This is a genomic window from Paeniglutamicibacter sp. NPDC091659 (genome assembly GCF_044756805.1).
Lineage (GTDB): Bacteria > Actinomycetota > Actinomycetes > Actinomycetales > Micrococcaceae > Paeniglutamicibacter.
Genome location: NZ_JBIVTO010000002.1, coordinates 111,155 through 130,789, shown reverse-complemented (window position 1 = coordinate 130,789; position 19,635 = coordinate 111,155). Strand labels below are relative to the sequence as shown.

At 68.7% G+C, this 19,635-nt stretch carries 16 protein-coding genes; 3 read left to right on the top strand and 13 right to left on the bottom strand.

Annotated features, from left to right (window positions below; translation table 11 throughout):
* The first annotated feature begins 200 nt into the window (after window positions 1–200).
* Complete coding sequence (locus tag ACIQLF_RS05485) at window positions 201–1,289, top strand: sugar-binding transcriptional regulator (RefSeq protein WP_400295352.1); 1,089 nt, start codon at window positions 201–203, stop codon at window positions 1,287–1,289.
* A 66-nt stretch (window positions 1,290–1,355) separates the two neighbouring features.
* Window positions 1,356–2,315, top strand: coding sequence for an alpha/beta fold hydrolase (locus tag ACIQLF_RS05480; RefSeq protein WP_400295349.1), 960 nt, complete (start codon window positions 1,356–1,358; stop codon window positions 2,313–2,315).
* Window positions 2,316–2,339: 24 nt separating this feature from the next.
* Here the strand turns inward: ACIQLF_RS05480 and ACIQLF_RS05475 are convergent, their stop codons facing one another.
* The 13 genes from ACIQLF_RS05475 to pyrR all read right to left on the bottom strand — a co-directional run bounded on the left by ACIQLF_RS05475 (window position 2,340) and on the right by pyrR (window position 18,298).
* A complete protein-coding gene (locus tag ACIQLF_RS05475) occupies window positions 2,340–4,529 on the bottom strand; it encodes a primosomal protein PriA (RefSeq protein ID WP_400295347.1) in 2,190 nt (729 codons plus the stop codon).
* A 252-nt stretch (window positions 4,530–4,781) separates the two neighbouring features.
* Window positions 4,782–5,987, bottom strand: coding sequence for a methionine adenosyltransferase (gene metK / locus ACIQLF_RS05470; protein WP_400295345.1), 1,206 nt, complete (start codon window positions 5,985–5,987; stop codon window positions 4,782–4,784).
* A gap of 158 nt (window positions 5,988–6,145) precedes the next feature.
* Window positions 6,146–7,384, bottom strand: a complete 1,239-nt coding sequence (gene coaBC / locus ACIQLF_RS05465; RefSeq protein ID WP_400295343.1) for a bifunctional phosphopantothenoylcysteine decarboxylase/phosphopantothenate--cysteine ligase CoaBC — start codon at window positions 7,382–7,384, stop codon at window positions 6,146–6,148.
* Between the two features lie 83 nt (window positions 7,385–7,467).
* Complete coding sequence (gene rpoZ, locus ACIQLF_RS05460; protein WP_209997046.1) at window positions 7,468–7,731, bottom strand: DNA-directed RNA polymerase subunit omega; 264 nt, start codon at window positions 7,729–7,731, stop codon at window positions 7,468–7,470.
* 94 nt (window positions 7,732–7,825) lie between these two features.
* Window positions 7,826–8,416: a guanylate kinase gene (gmk, locus tag ACIQLF_RS05455; RefSeq protein WP_400295339.1), complete on the bottom strand. Its 591-nt coding sequence runs from the start codon at window positions 8,414–8,416 to the stop codon at window positions 7,826–7,828.
* On the bottom strand, window positions 8,416–8,751 hold the full coding sequence (gene mihF, locus ACIQLF_RS05450; protein WP_400295337.1) for an integration host factor, actinobacterial type: 336 nt from the start codon (window positions 8,749–8,751) through the stop codon (window positions 8,416–8,418). The genes gmk and mihF overlap by 1 nt, the downstream gene beginning before the upstream one ends.
* Before the next feature lie 691 nt (window positions 8,752–9,442).
* Entirely contained in the window at window positions 9,443–10,315 is an 873-nt protein-coding gene (gene pyrF, locus ACIQLF_RS05445; RefSeq protein WP_400295334.1) for an orotidine-5'-phosphate decarboxylase, read from the bottom strand.
* On the bottom strand, window positions 10,308–13,622 hold the full coding sequence (carB, locus tag ACIQLF_RS05440) for a carbamoyl-phosphate synthase large subunit (RefSeq protein ID WP_400295331.1): 3,315 nt from the start codon (window positions 13,620–13,622) through the stop codon (window positions 10,308–10,310). The genes pyrF and carB overlap by 8 nt, the downstream gene beginning before the upstream one ends.
* Complete coding sequence (carA, locus tag ACIQLF_RS05435) at window positions 13,623–14,828, bottom strand: glutamine-hydrolyzing carbamoyl-phosphate synthase small subunit (protein WP_400295329.1); 1,206 nt, start codon at window positions 14,826–14,828, stop codon at window positions 13,623–13,625.
* Complete coding sequence (locus ACIQLF_RS05430) at window positions 14,825–15,370, bottom strand: hypothetical protein (RefSeq protein WP_400295326.1); 546 nt, start codon at window positions 15,368–15,370, stop codon at window positions 14,825–14,827. Before ACIQLF_RS05430 ends, carA begins: the two co-directional genes overlap by 4 nt.
* A gap of 1 nt (window position 15,371) precedes the next feature.
* A complete protein-coding gene (locus ACIQLF_RS05425; protein WP_400295323.1) occupies window positions 15,372–16,706 on the bottom strand; it encodes a dihydroorotase in 1,335 nt (444 codons plus the stop codon).
* A gap of 24 nt (window positions 16,707–16,730) precedes the next feature.
* Window positions 16,731–17,711, bottom strand: coding sequence for an aspartate carbamoyltransferase catalytic subunit (locus tag ACIQLF_RS05420; protein WP_400295320.1), 981 nt, complete (start codon window positions 17,709–17,711; stop codon window positions 16,731–16,733).
* Window positions 17,708–18,298, bottom strand: coding sequence for a bifunctional pyr operon transcriptional regulator/uracil phosphoribosyltransferase PyrR (gene pyrR / locus ACIQLF_RS05415; protein ID WP_400295318.1), 591 nt, complete (start codon window positions 18,296–18,298; stop codon window positions 17,708–17,710). The genes ACIQLF_RS05420 and pyrR overlap by 4 nt, the downstream gene beginning before the upstream one ends.
* A 116-nt stretch (window positions 18,299–18,414) precedes the next feature.
* Between pyrR and ACIQLF_RS05410 the strand changes: the two genes are divergently transcribed.
* A complete protein-coding gene (locus tag ACIQLF_RS05410) occupies window positions 18,415–19,626 on the top strand; it encodes a PrsW family intramembrane metalloprotease (protein ID WP_400295315.1) in 1,212 nt (403 codons plus the stop codon).
* The last annotated feature ends 9 nt before the right edge of the window (window positions 19,627–19,635 follow it).

Here is a 19,635-nt window from a genome sequence, read left to right as displayed (position 1 = left end):
CAACCCGGGAACAACTCGGTTCACACCCCCGGGATTCCACTCTGGCACCGAAACCGAACAAGCAACAGAGCAGAGCATCCCCGGATGATCGCCAGCGGGCTCTGGGAGCCGCATTGCACCGGATACGAGCTAGTCTGGTCAGTGCAGAACACTCCCGTCAACCGAAATGCACATATGTGCACGAAAGGCCGTTTCAGCCGATGAAACAGCACCTAACCAGTGACTTTCCGCCCGCACCGGGTGCTCAAAACGTGCAGGCGAAGCAGCAGGCCGCGCATCAGGCGCAGGTCGTGCCCCGCGAACGCGACGCCCTGCGTGCCGCCCAGCTCTACTACCTGCAGCACCTGACCATGGAATCGATAGCGCGCGAACTGGGCGTCTCGCGCTCCACCGTTTCCCGGCTGCTCGGCCTGGCCCGGCGCACCGGCCTGGTGAACATCGAGATCAACGCCACCGGCGACCGGACGCCGGTGCTGGTGCGCGAACTCGAGCGCATCTACGGGCTCCAGGTGTTCGTGGTTCCCACGGACGGGTCGCTCAGCGACAGCGAAATCCTGGAGCGCGTCTCCTCGCACGCCGCCCACGTGCTGAGCACGCTGATCTCATCCGGCATGACGGTCGGCGTCGCCTGGGGCTCGACGGTGCAGGCGATGTCCAACGCACTGAGCCGCAAGCCCACCCACGACACCGTGATCGTCCAGCTCAACGGAGCGGCCAACCCGCAGACCACCGGGCTGACCTACGCCTCGGACATCCTCCAGCGCTTCGGGGCGGCCTTCACCGCGCGCGTGGAGCAGTTCCCCGTCCCGGCGTTCTTCGACAGGGCTTCCACCCGCGAGGCCATGTGGCGCGAGGGCTCGGTGCAGCGGGTGCTGAAGATCCAGCGGAACATGACGCTGGCGGTCTTCAGCCTGGGCGCCACGGCCGCTGCCGTCCCCTCGCAGGTCTACCGGGGCGGCTACCTGACCCTCGAGGAGGACCGGGCGCTGCGCGAACGCGGCGTGGTGGGCGACGTCGCCACCATGTTCTTCGACGCGCACGGCAGCGACGAGGGCATCGAAATCAACGAGCGGGCCACCGGGCCCAGCCTGCAGACGCTGCGCGAGGTGCCGCGGCGGCTGTGCGTGGTCTCGGGTCGCGGCAAGCTCACGGCCCTGCGCGGGGCGCTGGCCGGGGGGCTTGTCACCGACCTGGTGCTCGACGAGGGGACGGCGCTGGAGCTGCTCAACTCCCCCGGAGTGCCCATCGGACTGCCCAACGGAGCGCCGAACGGGATGCCCAACAACTAGCCGGCTGGCTCCGCCCCGGCCGGGTCCGCCGTGCCGGGGGCCGGGCTTGCCACTAGGCTTGGATGCATGCCAGACGATGTTTTCAGCCCCCAACGTCCGAGCCTGCACAGCGTCCACGAAGTGCACGGCTCCCAAGTCCACTGCTGGAGCTACCCGGCGCGCGAAACCAGCCGGGGGGTCATCCTGGCGGTGCACGGCTTCCGGGGCGACCACCACGGGCTGGTCAGGCTGATCGAGCAGCTGCCCGGATACACGGTCATCGTCCCCGACCTGCCGGGCTTCGGGGTCTCCACCCCGTTCGCGGCCGCCCCGGGACAGCCGTTGCCGACGCACGACGTCACCGGGTACGCCGAGGTCATCCACGCGCTGCGCGGGGAACTGGACCTCGGCCCCGAAACCATCCTGCTGGGGCACTCCTTCGGCAGCATCGTTGCAGCCGCCTACCTGTCCAAACATCCGGAATCGTTTGCCCAGCTGGTGCTGATCAACCCGATTTGCGAGCCCGCGCTCGAGGGCGACCAGGCGTTCATGTCCCGCGTCGCGAGCCTCTACTACCGGGCGGGTGCGGGGCTGCCGGCGAAACTCGGCGAAGGACTGCTGCGCTCGCGCCTGATCACCGACGTGACGAGCCTGGCGATGCTGAAGTCAAAGGACCCCGCCATGCGCGCCTACGTCTTTGACCAGCACCGCCGCTACTTCTCCGGCTTCACCTCCCGGGCCACGCTGCGCGAAGCCTACGCCGCGTCGATCACCCAGACGGTGCGCGACTTCGCCGCGCGTATCGCCCAGCCCACGCTGCTGGTGGTCGGCGAGCAGGACGAGCTGGGTTCCATCCCGGGACAGAAGGCCCTGGCACGCGCGTTCCCGCGCGGGGTCATGCGGGTGATTCCCGAGGTCGGGCACCTGATCCACTACGAAAAGGCGCCGGAGGCAGGCGCGCTGATCGACTCGTTCCTGGGTTCCGAGCACCCGTACGTGCCCAAGCCGGTGCCGCGCATCCTGCACGGGGCTCGGCAGACCGACTAAGGTCGACCGCGTGGATGCCGGTGGCTAGAGGATGCCGTCGGGGTCCACGCGGATCGCGAGGACCGGTTCCTTCGCGGCGCTGAAGCTGGCCCGCAGTGTCCGGAGCTTGCGGGTGACGGCCGGCCCGAGGGCGTAGGAGTAGAAGAGCAGCCAGCGGTGCTCGCCCTCGCCCTCCAGCACCGGTCCGTGCAGGCGGACGTCGTCCCCGAAGCCCAGGGCTTCGACGAACTTGTCCGCGGTTGCCGCGGGGCCCTTGACCAGGGCCGTGCGCACCGCCGGCGGCAGCCCCAGCGCGCGGCGCTCCCCCAGCTCGGCATCGGCGTAGGCGCCGGCGTCGAACCGCACCAACGCGCGCATCGGCTCGCTGGGTTCCCCGGCAACCACCACGGTCCCGCCGCCTGGCATGCCCGGCGCGCCCTTCTGGCCGCGGGCCAGCTGCGCGGCGCCCATCCAGCGGTTGAGCACCTCCTCGCCGGTGCGCAGGCCCTCGCGGGACATCATCCGGTCCCCGTCCAGCAGCAGCACCGCCGCGTAGCCGTGCTCCGCGACAGGTTCGGCGCCGGGGGTGGCGACGATCAGCGCCGGGGCGTCCGGGACGTGGTGCAGCGGCTTGGCGCCGGTGGCCGCTACCACGTTCACGTTCGGGAAGGCCCGCCCGAGCTCCTCCACGGTGCGGTCCGCTCCGATGCTCGCCGCGCGCAGCCGCATGAAACCGCATTCGGCGCACGACCATCCGGCCGCCACCAGCCCGCACCAGCCGCAGGAGGGGGCGCCGCGCGCATCGTCAAGCGCCAGCGGGCCCGTGCACTTGGTGCAGCGCACACTGGTCCGGCAGCGTTCGCAGCGCAGCGCGGGCATGAAGCCCGTGCGGGCCACCTGCACCAGCACCGGGCCGCGCTCCAGCGCGTGCTTGGCCTCGCGCCAGGCCGCGGCGGGCAGCCGGGCCGCATGCAGCAGCGGGTCGCGGTTCTGCTCGAATTCGTCGGAGGCGGCGATCACGCGCGGGGCGTGGGCGCGCAGCAGCGCGCGGCTGGCCCGCAGCTCAACGGCCCAGTTGCTGCGGATCAGGCGCTGGGCCTCGGCGCTGCGACCGGGGGCCGCGACCAGCACGGCGGCGTTCTCGATCTCGCTGCGCAGCAGCAGCACCTCGCGGGCGTGGTGGTACGGGGCGCGCGGTTCGGCGTGCGAGCTGTCCGCGTCGTCCCAGATGATCGCCAGCCCCAGGTCCCTCACCGGGGCGAAGGCCGCGTTGCGGGTGCCGACCACCAGCTTGGCGTGGCCGCGGGCCACCCTGAGGAAGCTCCTGTAGCGCGGGGTCTGCCCGTCCTCGGCGCTGAGCCGCACGTAGTTTCCGGCACCGACCCGCTCGTCGAGCAGCGCGCACAGCCGGGCCAGGTCGCGCGCGTCGGGCACGACGATCAGTGCGCCGCGCCCCGATTCGTTGGCGGCCAGGGCCGCCTCCAGCAACAGTGCCGGCCAGTGGCCCGGACGGTTCGGCACCGCGCTGAGAACTGCGCGCGGGGAGTTTCCGGTGGCGAGCTCGGCCGCGAAGTGCGCCCCGCCGTCGTATTCGGCCAGCAGCGGGCTGTGCAGGGTTTCTTCGTGCGGGGTTTCTTCGTGCAGAGTGTCTGCATGCACCGAACCGGCGCCATGTGGAGCGTCGTGTGCGTCGCCCGGGGAGGCCTCATCGGCGTGTTGGCCCACGACACGCGGGTCGGACGACACCGTGACGGCCGCCGTCGGGCTCACATCCGGCGCACCTGTTGCCGGCGCTTCGCCGGCGCTTCCGGTTTCCTTCTCCACCCGGGCCATGCGCGGGGGGACTGCGGAGCGCAAGACGTCCCACAGCGTTCCGGCGTAGCGTTCGGCCACGGCGCGGGCCGTGGCAAGCACCGGCGCGCTGAGCACCACCTCGGGCGAAACCACCGAGCCGAGCGGCTGCAATTTCATGCCCGGCTCGCCGTGTTCAAGCCGTTCGGCGAGGAATCCGGCCAGCTCTTGGCCGCCGAAGCGCACCTTCACCCGCACGCCCGGCTGCGCGAGGGCATCGAGCTCCGCCGGCACCGAGTAGTCGAAGGGACGGTCAAGATGCGGCAACGCCGAGTCGATGACAACCCGGGCCACCGGCAACAGTTCGGCGGTCTTGGGCGTTCCGGGCAGCGTGGCGCCCAGATTGAAGCCCGCCAGCAGCGATGGCTGAAGTGGATCACTCACGGTGCCGGCGCGTTCCCTTCGGGTTGTCGTGTGTATTTCGGTGTAATTGGTGTATTCGGTGTTTGCCGTTGTTCACCGGGCACGCGCCCACCAGCATTGTGGCACGTCCGGGCGCCGTCTTGGCAAACGAGCAGGCAAACAACCGGGCAAACGGCACGGCCCCCGTGGCGCCGTCCCACCAAGGGGCAAGCGCCACGGGGGCCGCACGGCCGCACGGTTGCCAGGGCGCCCGTGCGGCGGGGTTTTTGGTGCCTAGGCTCCGAAGTACGCCTTGAGCGCGTCCACGCGGTCCAGGTTCTCCCAGGTGAAGTCCGGTTCCTCGCGGCCGAAGTGGCCGTGGGCGGCGGTCTTCTGATAGATCGGGCGCTTCAGGTCCAGGTCCTCGATGATGCCCAGCGGGCGCAGGTCGAATACCTCGTTGATCGCCGCGGTGATCTTCGCCGGATCGACGGTCTCGGTGCCGAAGGTCTCCACGTAGAGGCCCACCGGGCGGGCCACGCCGATGGCGTAGGCGATCTGGACCTCGACGCGGCGGGCCAGGCCGGCGGCCACGACGTTCTTGGCGACCCAGCGCATGGCGTAGGCGGCCGAGCGGTCGACCTTCGACGGGTCCTTGCCGGAGAAGGCGCCGCCGCCGTGGCGGGCGAACCCGCCGTAGGTGTCGACAATGATCTTGCGACCGGTGAGGCCGGCGTCGCCGACCGGGCCGCCGATGATGAACGGGCCCGACGGGTTCAGGATGATGCGGGTCTTGGAGGTGTCCAGCGGGGCGTTGGCCAGCACCGGGTTCACCACGTGCTCCAGCAGGCCGTCCTTCAAGTCCTCCAGGGAGAACTCGGCGGCGTGCTGGGAGGAGACCACGATGGTCTCGACCGAGACCGGTACGTCTCCGTCGTAGCCGACGGTGACCTGGGTCTTGCCGTCCGGGCGCAGCAGGTCCAGCAGGCCGGACTTGCGGACCGCGGTGAGCCGCTCGGAGAGGCGGTGCGCCAGGTGGATCGGGGTCGGCATGAGGGTCTCGGTTTCGTCCGAGGCGTAGCCGAACATCAGGCCCTGGTCGCCGGCGCCCTGCGCGTCGCGCGGGTCGACGGCGGTGCCCTCGCGGACCTCCAGCGAGTTGAAGACGCCGTCGGAGATCTCCTGGGACTGCTGCCCGATCGACACCGAAACGCCGCAGCGCGCGCCGTCGAAGCCGTTGGCCGAGGAGTCGTAGCCGATATCCAGGATGGTGCGGCGCACGATCTCCGGGATCTCGACGTAGCCGTCGGTCGTCACCTCGCCGGCAACGTGCACCAACCCGGTGGTGGTCAGCGTCTCCACTGCAACACGGGAGTTGGGGTCCTGCGCCAGCATGGCGTCGAGGATGGCATCGGAGATCTGGTCGCAGATCTTGTCCGGGTGGCCCTCCGTAACCGATTCGGAGGTGAAGAGGCGCAGCTGCGGGGTTTCTAAAGTCACCTAGCTACTCTACCGTCAAGTTGGCGCGCGGTCAGATTCATGCGTCAATCCCATGAACCGCATGTGACGCGGCGGACCCGGCCATGTGACGCGGCGTGACGCACGATGACGCCGCCGGTTGCGCAAACCCGGCGGCAGGCACGGCGGACGGACGCGGCCTAGCGGCCGAGTGCGGAGGCGACGGCCTCGATGACCGTCCGCGCCACGGCGTCCTTGGACCCCGCTGCGTGGACCGGGTCCGCCCCGAGCGCCGAAAGGATGGTGATGGAATTCTCATCGGTCCCGAAGGTCAGGTTCTCCCCCACCTCGTTGACGACCAGCAGCTCGCAGCCCTTGCGGGCCAGCTTCGCCGCCCCGTACTCCAGCACGCTGTTTTCGGCGTCGCCGGTTTCGGCGGCGAACCCGACGACCAGGCCCGGCAGTTCCGTGGCCGGGCCCTGCGCCGCGCGGTCGGCGACCAGCAAGGCCAGGATGTCCGGGTTGCGGACCAGGGTGATGACGGGGTCCGCGTGTTCGTCGGACTTCTTGATCTTGGAGTCCACGTATTCGGCGGGACGGAAGTCGGCGACGGCGGCGCTCATGATCAGCACGTCTGCCCCGCGTGCCGCCTCGTTCACTGCCGCCTGCAGCTGCCGGGCGGTGGAGGCGGTGCTCAGTTCGACGCCCTCGGGCGCCGGCTGGTCCATGTGCGCGGCGATGAAGCGCACGCGGGCACCCGCCGCCATCGCGGCCTTGGCCAGCGCAATGCCTTGGCGTCCGGAGGAACGGTTGCCGAGGTAGCGCACCGGGTCCAGCGGCTCGCGTGTGCCGCCGGCGGAAATCGCGACGATCCTGCCCGCCAGCGGAAGCTCCGCCGGGGCGCCCGCGGCATCGGCAAGGTAGGGCTGGACCAAGGCATAGATGTCCTCGGGTTCGGGCAGCCGGCCGGGACCGGAGTCCTTGCCGGTGAGCCTGCCGACGGCCGGGTCGATCACAAGGACGCCGCGGGAGCGCAGGGTCGCGACGTTGGCGACCGTTGCCGGGTGCTCCCACATCTCGGTGTGCATGGCCGGGGCCATCACCACCGGTGCGCCGGTGGCAAGCAGCGTGCCGGTGAGCAAGTCATTGGCCATGCCGGCGGCGGCGCGTGCCAACACGTCGGCGGTCGCCGGGACGATCACCACCAGGTCGGCCAGCTGGCCCAGTCGCACGTGGTTCACGGTGTCGACGGCCTCGAACACGCCGGTGCGCACCGGGTTGCCACTCAGCGCCTCCCAGGTGGCGATCCCCACGAACTGCAGCGAGGCCTCGGTGGGGATCACATCGACGTGGTGGCCCGCCTCCTTAAACAGCCGTAGCAGCAAAGCTGCCTTGTAGGCGGCGATCCCTGCGGATACACCAAGAACAATGCGCTTCACTGCTACCACCGATACTCTCGTTCGGAGCCGGCCGCTTCCGGGCCCAGGCCCCTGTGTTCAAAAAGCCTGGGAGGCCCGGGTTGTTACTCTGCTGCTTCTTCGATCTTCGTGACGCTGAGCATGCCCTCGTTGATTTCGCGCAGTGCGATCGACAGCGGCTTCTCGTTCAGGCGGGTGTCAACCAGCGGGCCGACGTACTCGAACAGGCCCTCGTGCAGCTGTGCGTAGTATGCGTTGATCTGGCGTGCGCGCTTGGCGGAGTTAATCACCAGGGCGTACTTCGAATCGGTGGTGGTCAACAGCGAGTCGATGGACGGGCTGATGATGCCTTCAAGGTTCGTGGTCAACGAAGCCTCCAAATAACTAGTCGGTGGATCAGTCGGGGTGCGAGCGGGGTTTGCGCGCCAAAAGGCGCACAAGGATCCCACCGGCAAAAAAGTTTTAGTGCTCGTGCGGGGTCAATCCCATGAGGGTAACCAGCTCGTTAGCCGCCCGCGAAATCTCGTCGTTGACGATGGTCACGTCAAATTCGGATTCGGCAGCAAGTTCCAGTTTAGCGGTTTCCAGCCGTCGCTGCTGCTCCTCGGGCGTTTCGGTGCCGCGTCCGGTGAGCCGGCGGACCAATTCGTCCCAGCTTGGCGGGGCCAGGAACACGAATTTCGCCTCCGGCATGTTCTCCTTGACCTGGCGCGCGCCCTGTAGGTCGATCTCCAGCAGCACGTGCTTTCCGGCGGCAACCGCCTCTTCCACCTTGGTGCGGATCGTGCCGTAGCTGTTCTGCCCGTGCACGACCGCCCATTCAAGCATTTCCCCGTTTTGGACAAGTTCCGCAAACTTTTCGGGTCCGACGAAGAAGTAGTGCACACCATCCACCTCGCCGGGGCGGGGGTCGCGTGTGGTTGCGGAAACCGAGAGCCATACCTCCGGGTAGTTGTCTCGAATGTAGGTCGAGATCGTCCCCTTGCCCACGGCCGTGGGGCCGGCAAGTACTGTGACCGAAGGATGGGCACTAAGCGTCATGGTGTGCTTCATTACTCTTTCGTTTTGGGAGGCGATTGCTGGAAATGTTCCACCAATGCGATGCGCTGTTTGCGCCCCAGTCCGCGCAGGCGCCGACTGGGTGAGATCCCTAGTCTATCGATAAGGGTGTGGGCTCGGATTTCCCCGACCCCCGGTACGGACTCCAGCAGGTCCATCACGCGCAGGCGCCCGATGGCCTCGTCGTCCGGAACCAGATCCAGGACCTCGGTGATGCTGAGCTTGCCGGCGCCAAATTGGTTCTTGATGTGGGCCCGACGCGTGCGCGCTGCCAGCGCCTTCGCCCGTGCTCGAATACGATCCTCGTCCGAGAGTTCTCGCAGTACCATGCTCTTGCCGCCATTCCATCTGTAGGTTTCAGCACTAGGGCAGTGCGCCCTGAACCGAAGATAGCCAAACTTACTCCCCGATGCAATGGGTATTTGCGCCGTGGCTACCACGAATGCGACAAACCGTCAAAACCGCGTTTCGTTCGTAATTCATAATCCCCAGGCTGTAAGCAAGATCATGATTCCGACACGGATTCCGCGCCCACCTGCATGAACGCAAAATCCCGGTAAAAACGAGCGGAATACGCGCTGAACTCCCGGGAAATGTCAGAAAACCGCGCCTGTCGGGAGTTTTAACCAAGGTATTCGCAGTGGTGGGCATTGGCACATAAGTACCAGTCAGTGACCGGTATACACCCTTCCGTGACCAAGGTCGCACCCGAAACATCCGACCTCTCGAAATCTGGCAAAATGCTGTGAGAATCCCGCGTGGCCGTGTCACAATGGTTCATTGTCGACCATTCATGACCTACTTCACGACGGAATCCGCACAAGGGGCGTCCTACAGGTGCGGTTCCGGGTCTTGTGGAGTGCGTGCAGGCCATTGGACGAGGTCGGATCGGACCTCGCTCCGCCGCCCGCCGACCCCGTTGAGACACCGTTAAAGCAATGTGCGTTTGTCCTTCCGCCCCGCGAGGGAACGGAAAGACAAACGCACACTTGCTGGCTGGCCGTCGGACGGCCGGGCCGGTTAGACCAGCGAATCCCGGGTACGCAGTGCCGCTTCGAGCAGCGACTTCGCGTCGGGGCCGGCCTTGAGGATGTCGCGGCTGGAGGTGCCGAGCACCTGCGGCCAGAACGCCCCGAAGGAGACCTTCATCTCGGCGCCGGTTGCGCCCTGGGCTCCCAGCCCGGGGGCCAGGATCGGCGCCGCGGAGGCGGCCAGGTCGATGCCCAGCTCCTCCAGGGCCGCGCCCACGGTCGCGCCGATGACCAGTCCGGTGGAGCCGAACGGCGCCCCGGGCAGGTCTTCGGCGGCGTTCTCAGCACCGACGGCTGCGATGATGCGCTTGGCAACCGACTCGCCGCCTCCCACATGCTGGACGGCCTTGCCCTCCGGGTTGGAGGTCAGGCCCAGCACGAACACGCCGCGGCCGGTGGCTGCGGCAAGGTCGAGCGCCGGGCGCAGCGACTCGTAGCCCAGGTACGGGCTCAGCGTCACGGCGTCGGAGGCCAGCGGGCTGCCCTCCCCCAGCCAGGCGTCGGCGTAGGCAGCCATAGTGGACCCGATGTCCCCGCGCTTGGCGTCGGCAATCGAAATCAACGATGCGTCGGCGCAGGCGGCCAGGGTTTCCTCCAGCACGGCCAGGCCGCGCGAACCGTGGCGCTCGAAGAGCGCCACCTGCGGCTTGAGGGCCGCGACCTGTCCGGCCATGGCCTCGACCACGCGCAGCGAGAAGGAGCGGAGCCCCTCGACGTCGTCGTTCAGGCCCCAGGCCGCGAGCAGTCCCGGGTGCGGGTCGATGCCCACGCACAGCGGACCGTGCGCGGCCATGGCCGAGGCCAGACGCTGCCCGAAGGCGGCGCGCTGGCCCGGCACGGTGGTGTTCTCGGTGTTAGGCATCGGCTGCATCCCGCAACGCGGTGGCTGCATTCAGGGTGGCCGCGTGCTCCTGCAGCGAGGTGACGGTCCACTCGAAGTGGCGCATGGCGTCGATCGCCTGGATGGCCGCTCCGAATTCGGCGACGGTGGTGATCACCGGGGTGCCCACCGAGGTGGCCGCCGCGCGGATCTCGTAGCCGTCGCCGCGGGCGTCGCCGCCGGACGGGGTGTTGAGGATCATCGCGATCTCGCCCTCGGTGATCAGGTCCACGATGTTGGACTCGCCCTCGGCAGCGCCCTCGCGGACCTTGCGGACCACGGTGGACGGGATGCCGTTGCGGCGCAGCACCTCGGCGGTGCCGCCGGTGGAGATGATCTCGAAGCCGATGTCGGCCAGGTGCTTGACCGGGATGACGATCGAGCGCTTGTCGCGGTTGGCCACCGAGACGAAGACCTTGCCGGAGGTCGGCAGCGGGTTGTTGGCCGCGGCCTGCGACTTGGCGAAGGCGGTGTCGAAGTACTTGTCGATGCCCATGACCTCGCCGGTGGAGCGCATTTCCGGGCCGAGCAGCGAGTCGACGACCTTGCCCTCCGGGGTGCGGAAGCGGGCGAACGGAAGAACCGCTTCCTTCACCGAGACGGGCGCGCCGTCCGGCAGGTTGGCGCCGTCGCCGGTCGCCGGCAGCATCTTGTGCACGGAGCGCAGGTGGGCGATCGACACGCCGACGCCGATCATCGCCGCGGCCTTGGCCAGCTGCACGCCGGTCGCCTTGGAGGTGAACGGCACGGTGCGCGAGGCGCGCGGGTTGGCCTCGATCACGTAGAGGATGTCGCTGGCCAGCGCGAACTGGATGTTGATCAGGCCGCGCACGCCCACGCCCTCGGCGATGACGCGGGTCGCGTGGACCACGCGGTCGCGCACGTCCTTGCCCAGGGTGATCGGGGGCAGCACACAGGCGGAGTCGCCGGAGTGGATGCCGGCCTCCTCGATGTGCTCCATGATGCCGCCGACGTAGAGGTCCTTGCCGTCGAACAGGGCGTCGACGTCGATCTCGATGGCGTCCTCGAGGAAGCGGTCGACGAGCACCGGGTGGTCCTCGGTGATTTCCGTGGCGTTGAGGATGTAGCGGGCGAGGTTTGCCTCGTCGTACACGATCTCCATGCCGCGGCCGCCGAGCACGTAGCTCGGGCGGACCAGGACCGGGTAGCCGATCTCGTCGGCGATGCGCTTGGCCTCCTCGAAGGAGACGGCGGTGCCGTTCTTCGGGGCGATCAGGCCGCCGGCATCCAGCACGCGCTGGAAGGCGCCGCGGTGCTCGGCCAGGTCGATGGCCTCCGGGGAGGTGCCCAGGATCGGCACGCCGGCGTCGGCGAGTTCCTGCGCGAGCTTCAGCGGGGTCTGGCCGCCGAGCTGCACGAACACGCCGAGCACGCCGCCGGTGGATTCCTCCGCGTGGATGACCTCCAGCACGTCCTCGAGCGTCAGCGGCTCGAAGTACAGGCGGGTAGAGACGTCGTAGTCGGTGGAGACGGTTTCCGGGTTGCAGTTGACCATGACGGTCTCGTAGCCGGCCTTGCGCAGCGCCATGGTGGCGTGCACGCAGGAGTAGTCGAACTCGATGCCCTGGCCGATGCGGTTCGGGCCCGAGCCCAGGATGATGACCGACGGCTTCTCGTGCAGCGCAACCTCGGTCTCCTCGTCGTAGGAGGAGTAGTGGTACGGGGTGAAGGCCTCGAACTCAGCGGCGCATGTGTCGACCGTCTTGAAGACCGGGCGGATGTTCAGCGCGTGGCGGATGCCGCGCACCACTGCCTCGGTCTTGTTGGTGAGCTTGGCGATCTGCGCGTCGGAGAAGCCGTGGCGCTTGGCGGTGCGCAGCACGTCCTCGGTGAGGTCCGGGTTGGAGCGGATCATCTCGGCGGTCTCGTTGATCAGCGCGAGCTGGTCGAGGTACCACGGGTCGATGCCGGTCTCGTCGAAGATGTGCTCGATGGTGGCGCCGCCCAGCAGGGCGCGCTGCACGTTGGACAGGCGGGAGGTCGAGCCCTTGACGGAGGCCGCGATCAGCTCCTCGACCTCGAACTCCATCGGCTTGTTGAACTCCAGCTCGGAGCCCTTCTGCTCCAGGGAGCGCAGGGCCTTCTGCAGGGCCTCGGTGAAGTTGCGGCCGATGGCCATGGCCTCGCCGACGGACTTCATGGTGGTGGTCAGCGTGGCGTCGGCGGCCGGGAACTTCTCGAACGCGAAGCGCGGGACCTTCACGACCACGTAGTCAAGCGCCGGCTCGAAGGAGGCCGGGGTCTTGAGCGTGATGTCGTTCGGGATCTCGTCCAGGGTGTAGCCCAGCGAAAGCTTGGTGGCGATCTTCGCGATGGCGAAGCCGGTGGCCTTGGAGGCCAGCGCGGAGGAACGCGACACGCGCGGGTTCATCTCGATGACCACGATGCGGCCGGTGTCCGGCTCGATGGCGAACTGGATGTTGCAGCCGCCGGTGTCCACACCGACCTCGCGGATGACCGCGATCGAGATGTCGCGCAGCTTCTGGTATTCGCGGTCGGTCAGCGTCATGGCCGGGGCCACGGTGATCGAGTCGCCGGTGTGCACGCCAACCGGGTCGAAGTTCTCGATCGAGCAGACGACCACGACGTTGTCGGCCTTGTCGCGCATCATCTCCAGCTCGTACTCCTTCCAGCCGAGGATGGACTCCTCCAGGAGCACCTCGGTGGTCGGCGAGTACTGCAGGCCGGCGCCGGCGATGCGGCGCAGGTCCTCGGCGTTGTACGCCATGCCGGAGCCCAGGCCGCCCATGGTGAAGGACGGGCGCACGACGACGGGATAGTTCAGGATCTCGACGGCCGCGAAGGCCTCGTCCATGGTGTGGACGATGACGGACTTGGCGGACTCGGCGCCGCAGCGCTCGACGACGCCCTTGAACTTCTCGCGGTCCTCGCCGAGCTCGATGGCCTCGATGTTCGCGCCGATCAGCTCGACGTTGTACTTCTCCAGCACGCCGGCCTTGTCCAGGGCGATCGCGGTGTTAAGCGCGGTCTGGCCGCCCAGGGTCGGCAGCAGTGCGTCCGGGCGCTCCTTGGCGATGATCTTCTCGACGCATTCCGGGGTGATCGGCTCCACGTAGGTGGCGTCGGCGAACTCCGGGTCGGTCATGATGGTGGCCGGGTTGGAGTTGACCAGGATGACCCGCAGGCCCTCCTCGCGCAGCACGCGCAACGCCTGGGTGCCCGAGTAGTCGAATTCGGCTGCCTGGCCAATGACGATCGGGCCGGAACCGATGACCAGGACTGACTTGAGGTCTTCGCGCTTGGGCATTTACTTCTCTTCCTGGGTGGAGGCGGTGGTGGAGGTGGATGCGGCGGCGGTTCCCGCTGCGCGCATCACGTCGATGAAGCGGTCGAACAGGTGGCTTGCATCGTGCGGGCCGGAGGCTGCCTCCGGGTGGTACTGCACGGAGAACGCCGGCAGGTCCAGGCACACCAGGCCCTCGACGACCTGGTCGTTGAGCGAGATGTGGGAGACCTCGACGCGGCCGAAGCGGTCAAGCGGGGCCAGCGAGGCGCCCTCGCGCGGGGCGTCGACGGCGAAGCCGTGGTTCTGGCTGGTGATCTCCACCTTGCCGGTGGCCTTGTCGAGCACCGGCTGGTTGATGCCGCGGTGGCCGTAGCGCAGCTTGTAGGTGCCGTAGCCCAGGGCACGGCCCAGGATCTGGTTGCCGAAGCAGATGCCGAAGTACGGGATCTTCGCGTCCAGCACCTGGCGGACCAGTTCCACCTGCACGTTGGCGGTGGCCGGGTCGCCCGGGCCGTTGGAGAGGAAGACGCCCTGCGCGCCGGTGGCGGCGATGTCCTGGAAGGTGGCGTTGTACGGCAGCACGTGCACGCGCACGCCGCGCTCGGCGAAGCGCTGCGGGGTCATCGCCTTGATGCCAAGGTCGATCGCCGCGATGGAGAACTCCACCTCGCCGTCGAAGCCGTGGTCCTTGGGCTCGACCGTGTAGGCCTCCTTGGTGGAGACCACTGCGGAGAGGTTCAGGCCCTCCATCGGCGCCTGCGCGTTGACCTGTGCGACGAGCTCGGCCACCGGCGTGGCGGCGGCCTCGCCGGAGAACACACCGGCCTTCATGGCGCCGCGGTCGCGCAGGTGGCGAGTCAGCGCGCGGGTGTCCACGTGCTGGATGCCGACGACGCCGAAGTTGATCAGTTCCTCGTCAAGGGAGCGCTGCGCGCGCCAGTTGGACGGGCGGCGCGCGGCGTCGCGCACCACGTAGCCGGCGGCCCAGATGCGGCTGGACTCGGCGTCCTCGTCGTTCACGCCGGTGTTGCCGATGTGCGGGAAGGTCTGCACGATGATCTGCTTGGCGTAGGACGGATCCGTGAGGGTTTCCTGGTAGCCGGACATGCCGGTGGAGAACACGGCCTCGCCGAAGGTGGTGCCGACGGCACCGTAGCTGCGGCCGCGGAAAACCCGTCCGTCTTCGAGCACCAGGAGGGCTGGCTCGGTCCTTAGTACTGCTGTCACTGGTTTTCCTTATCCTCGGCGGGTGATGGTTTTTCGTCGTTCGTTGTTCCGGCCAGGCCCAGGGCGGCGATGCCCTTGAGCAGGACCGGCAGTTCCAGGTGGTAGCGGGGGCGGAAGCCGGTGTCGACCGCCTTGTCCCCCAGCGCCCAGGTGATGACCAGCAGCCCGTCCTTTTCGACGAACTTGCCGGCCATGCCCGAGGCGCGCTGCACGTTGGTGATGGTGGCCGCGGGGATGAACACGTCCGGCGCCCCGTGGCGGGCCAGCAACACGCCGGTCGGGTGGACGGACAGCGTGGCGTTGGTGCGGATGCCCAGCTGGTGCGCGGCGATGCGGTCCAGCCAGTCCCCGGCGGTGGTGGTGCAGACGTACTGACCCTCGCTGGGGTCCGCCAGCAGCACGCCGGGATCGGCCGGGGTTTCCGGCGGCGCCGCAATGCCGGACTGGCGGCGCAGGCGGTTGCGCCAGCCGAGCAGGATCAGGGCGACCAGCACCGCGATGACCGCGATGGTGATGACCACCGCGCCGGTGTATTGACCCAACTTACTCGGCTCCCACGAGGCGCGGGGTGGCAAGTGCGCCGTCCAGCACGGTCGGGTGCCCGTGGAAGAACACCGTGGTGACCTTGCCCGGCAGCTCCAGTCCCTTGAACGGGGAGTTCCGGCCCTTGGTGGCCATCACGTACGGGTCCACGATCCAGCGGGCGTCGGCGTCAACCAGCGTGATGTTCGCCGGCTCGCCGACGGCCAGCGCGCGGCCCTGGTCCGTGACGCGGCCGATCGCGGCCGGGGCGGAGGAGGTGATGCGCGCGAAGTCGGCCCAGGTGATCAGGCCGGTCTCGATCATGGTGTGCTGCACGACCGAGAGCGCGGTCTCCAGGCCGGTCATGCCCATGGCCGCGGCGGCCCACTCGCATTCCTTCGCCTCGGAGGGGTGCGGCGCGTGGTCGGTGCCGATGATGTCGATGGTGCCGTCGGCCAGCGCCGCGCGCAGCGCCATGACGTCGGCCTCGCGGCGCAGCGGCGGGTTGACCTTGTAGACCGGGTCGTAGCTCTTGACCAGCTCGTCGGTCAGCAGCAGGTGGTGCGGGGTGACCTCGGCGGTGACCTGCACGCCGCGGGACTTGGCCCAGCGGATGATCTCCACGGACCCGGCGGTGGAGACGTGGCAGATGTGCAGGCGGGAGCCGACGTGTTCGGCCAGCAGCACGTCGCGGGCGATGATCGACTCCTCGGCGACGGCCGGCCAGCCGGCCAGCCCCAGCACCGCGGAGACCTCGCCCTCGTTCATCTGGGCGCCCTCGGTGAGGCGCGGCTCCTGGGCGTGCTGGGCGATCACGCCGTCGAACGCCTTCACGTATTCCAGCGCGCGGCGCATGATCAGCGGGTCGAACACGCAGATGCCGTCGTCGGAGAAGACGCGGACCTGCGCGCGGGAATCGGCCATCGCGCCGATCTCGCTCATCTGCTCGCCGGCGAGGCCCACGGTCACGGCGCCCACCGGGCGCACGTCGACCCAGCCGGAGCGGCGGCCCAGCGACCAGACCTGCTCGACGACGCCGGCGGTGTCCGCCACCGGGTTGGAGTTGGCCATGGCGTGCACGGCGGTGAAGCCGCCCAGCGCCGCGGCCCGGGTGCCGGTCTCGACGGTTTCCGCGTCCTCGCGGCCCGGCTCGCGCAGGTGGGTGTGCAGGTCGACCATGCCGGGCAGGGCGATCTGGCCGGCCGCCTCGATGACGGTGGCGCCGGCTGCGGCCGGGTGGGTTGCGGCGTCGGCGCCCAGGGCGACGATGGTTCCGTCGGAGATCAGCAGGTCGGTGGCCTCTGCGCCCAGCGGCTTCGCGCCGCGGACCAGGTAGGTGTTGGTGTTGGTGCTCATCGATGACTCCCGTTTCTGAGGTTCTTAGAGGCCGGAGGGACGCTGCTGGTCCCCCGATAGCAGTAGGTAGAGGACGGCCATGCGCACCGCGACGCCGTTGGAAACCTGTTCCAGGACGGTGGAGCGCGGCGAGTCGGCCGCGGCGGAGGAGATCTCCAGGCCGCGGTTCATCGGGCCGGGGTGCATGATGATGGTCTCGGACTGGCCCTGCGCGTCCAGCGCGGCCAGGCGGGCGTCGTCGAAGCCCCAGAGGCGCGAGTACTCGCGGGTGTTCGGGAAGAACGAGGCGTGCATGCGTTCGCCCTGCACGCGCAGCATCATGACCGCGTCGATGCCGCCGGCCAGCGTGGCGTCCAGGTCGTAGCTGATCTCGCACGGCCACACGTTGGAGCCGTGCGGCAGCAGGGTCGGCGGGGCCACCATGGTGACCTCGGCGCCCAGGGTGCGCAGCAGCCAGAGGTTGGAGCGCGCCACGCGGGAGTGCAGGATGTCGCCGACGATCGCGACCTTCATGCCCGCCAGGTCGGTGCCCAGCGTGGCGGTCCCGTTGACGCGCGCCCAGTGGTTGCGCAGCGTGAACGCGTCGAGCAGCGCCTGGGTGGGGTGTTCGTGCGTGCCGTCGCCCGCGTTGACCACCGGCGCGTCGATCCAGTCGGTGGCGGCCAGGCGCGCCGGGGCGCCGGAGGCGCCGTGCCGGATGACCACGGCGTCGGCGCCGATGGCCTGCAGGGTCTGTGCGGTGTCCTTGAGCGACTCGCCCTTGGAGACGGACGATCCCTTGGCGGAGAAGTTGATGACGTCGGCGCTCAGGCGCTTGGCGGCGGCCTCGAAGGAGATGCGGGTGCGGGTCGAGTCCTCGAAGAAGAGGTTCACCACGGTGCGGCCGCGCAGCGCGGGAAGCTTCTTGACCTCGCGGGTGCCGACGGCGGCCATTTCCTCGGCGATGTCGAGGATGCGGATGGCGTCGGCGCGCGACAGATCAAGGGTGGAGAGCAGGTGTTTCATGCGGCGGCCTCGATGATGACTTCGTTGTTGTTCTCGCCATCGACCTCTGCCAGGTGGACGCGCACCTTTTCGGTGGTGGCGGTGGGCAGGTTCTTGCCGACGTGGTCGGCGCGGATCGGGAGTTCGCGGTGGCCGCGGTCCACCAGCACGGCAAGGCGCACGATGCGGGGGCGGCCCAGGTCGGCGATGGCGTCCAGGGCGGCGCGGATGGTGCGGCCGGAGTAGAGCACGTCGTCGACCAGCACGACGACCTTGGAGTCGATGCCGCCGGCGGGAAGCCGCGTGGGAAGCGGGGTGCGGGTGGTGGAGTGGCGCAGGTCGTCACGGTACATGGTGACGTCGAGTTGGCCGACGATGGAGGTCGCGTCCAGGCCGGGTTCGGTGGCGGCGATGCGCTCTGCCAACCGCTGCGCCAGCGGGAATCCGCGGGAGGGAATGCCCAACAGGACCAGGTCCCGGGTGCCCTTGTTCGCCTCGATGATCTCGTGGGCGATGCGGGTCAATACGCGGTCGATGTCCTCGCTCGAGAGGACTGTCCGGGCGGTTTTGGGCGCTAAGTTCCGTGCCGCGTTGGCGTCGTCACTCATGATGCGGCCTCCTTCCCCGCCTCACAGGACGGAATTTAAAGGTTGCTGGCTCATTTTCGGTGTTTTGCTGCTCCATCAAAATTACCACGGCGTGCATCACACGTAGTCTTTAGTGCATGAGCGATACCTCACACCCCCTGCGCCCGTCGCCCGAGCCCAACCCGCGAGATCCGTGGACCGGGGCGCCCCGCGCCGGAACCGGCGTCCCGGCCGCCGCCGGAATGCCGACCGGGCAGCCCGGCAGGACCGGTTCGGGGGTACTGATCGCGCTGGCGCTGTGCACCCTGCTGCTGCTGGGCGTCACGTTCTTCCTCTCCGGCATCTTCGGCACGGGCACCGTGCTGTGGCTCGGCGTGCTGGCCATGGTCCCGCTGGGCCTGTGCCTGGTCGGCCTGCGCTGGGTGGACCGCTGGGACCCGGAGCCACGGCCCGTGCTGCTGCTGGCGCTGCTCTGGGGCGCCGGGGCCTCGGTGGCCGGCGCGCTGCTGGTGGGCGACCTGTTCACCGAGCTGTTCTTCGATCCCGCCGGGCGCCTTGATCCCGACACCTTCGGGGCCGTGGTCCAGGCGCCGATCGTCGAGGAACTGGCCAAGGGTGCCGGCGTGCTGCTGATCTTCTGGATCAACCGCGCGCACTTCGACGGGCCGGTCGACGGCATCGTCTACGGCGGCATGGTCGGCGCGGGCTTCGCGTTCACCGAGAACATCCTCTACTTCGGCTCCAGCTACGCCGAATCCGGCACCCCGGGCGACCTTGCCGCGGTGTTCGTGCTGCGCGGGCTCTTCTCCCCCTTTGCGCACGTGATGTTCACCGCGTGGACGGGCTTTGCGCTGGGGCTGTGCGCCGAGCGCGGGGACAGGTCCCGCTGGCCGCTCTATCTGGGGCTGGGACTGCTGCCGGCGATGTTCGGCCATTTCCTGTGGAACGGCGGGGTGGGCATCTTCTTCGACTCGTTCCTGGGCTTCTACTTCCTGCTCCAGGTGCCGCTCTTTGTCGCAGCCGTTGTGTCGGTCGTGTTGCTGCAGCGGGCCGAATTGCGGCTCATCGCCCGGCGGCTCGACGAGTACCGGCAGGCGGGCTGGTTCACGCCCGCGGAGGTGGCGATGTTCGCGACGCCCGCGGGCCGCAAGTCCGCCAGGGTCTGGGCCGCGGCGCACGGTCGCGGAGCGGTGATGAAGGACTTCACGCAGACCGCGATGCGCCTGGCCGGGGTGCGCCAGCGCATCTCCGCGGACCATGCGGACGCGGGCGACTTCGCCCGCGAGGTCGCCCTGCTGCATGAGTCCCACAGGCAGCGCGCGCAATTGCTGGCGGACGTCGTAGTCTAGGTTCCAAAA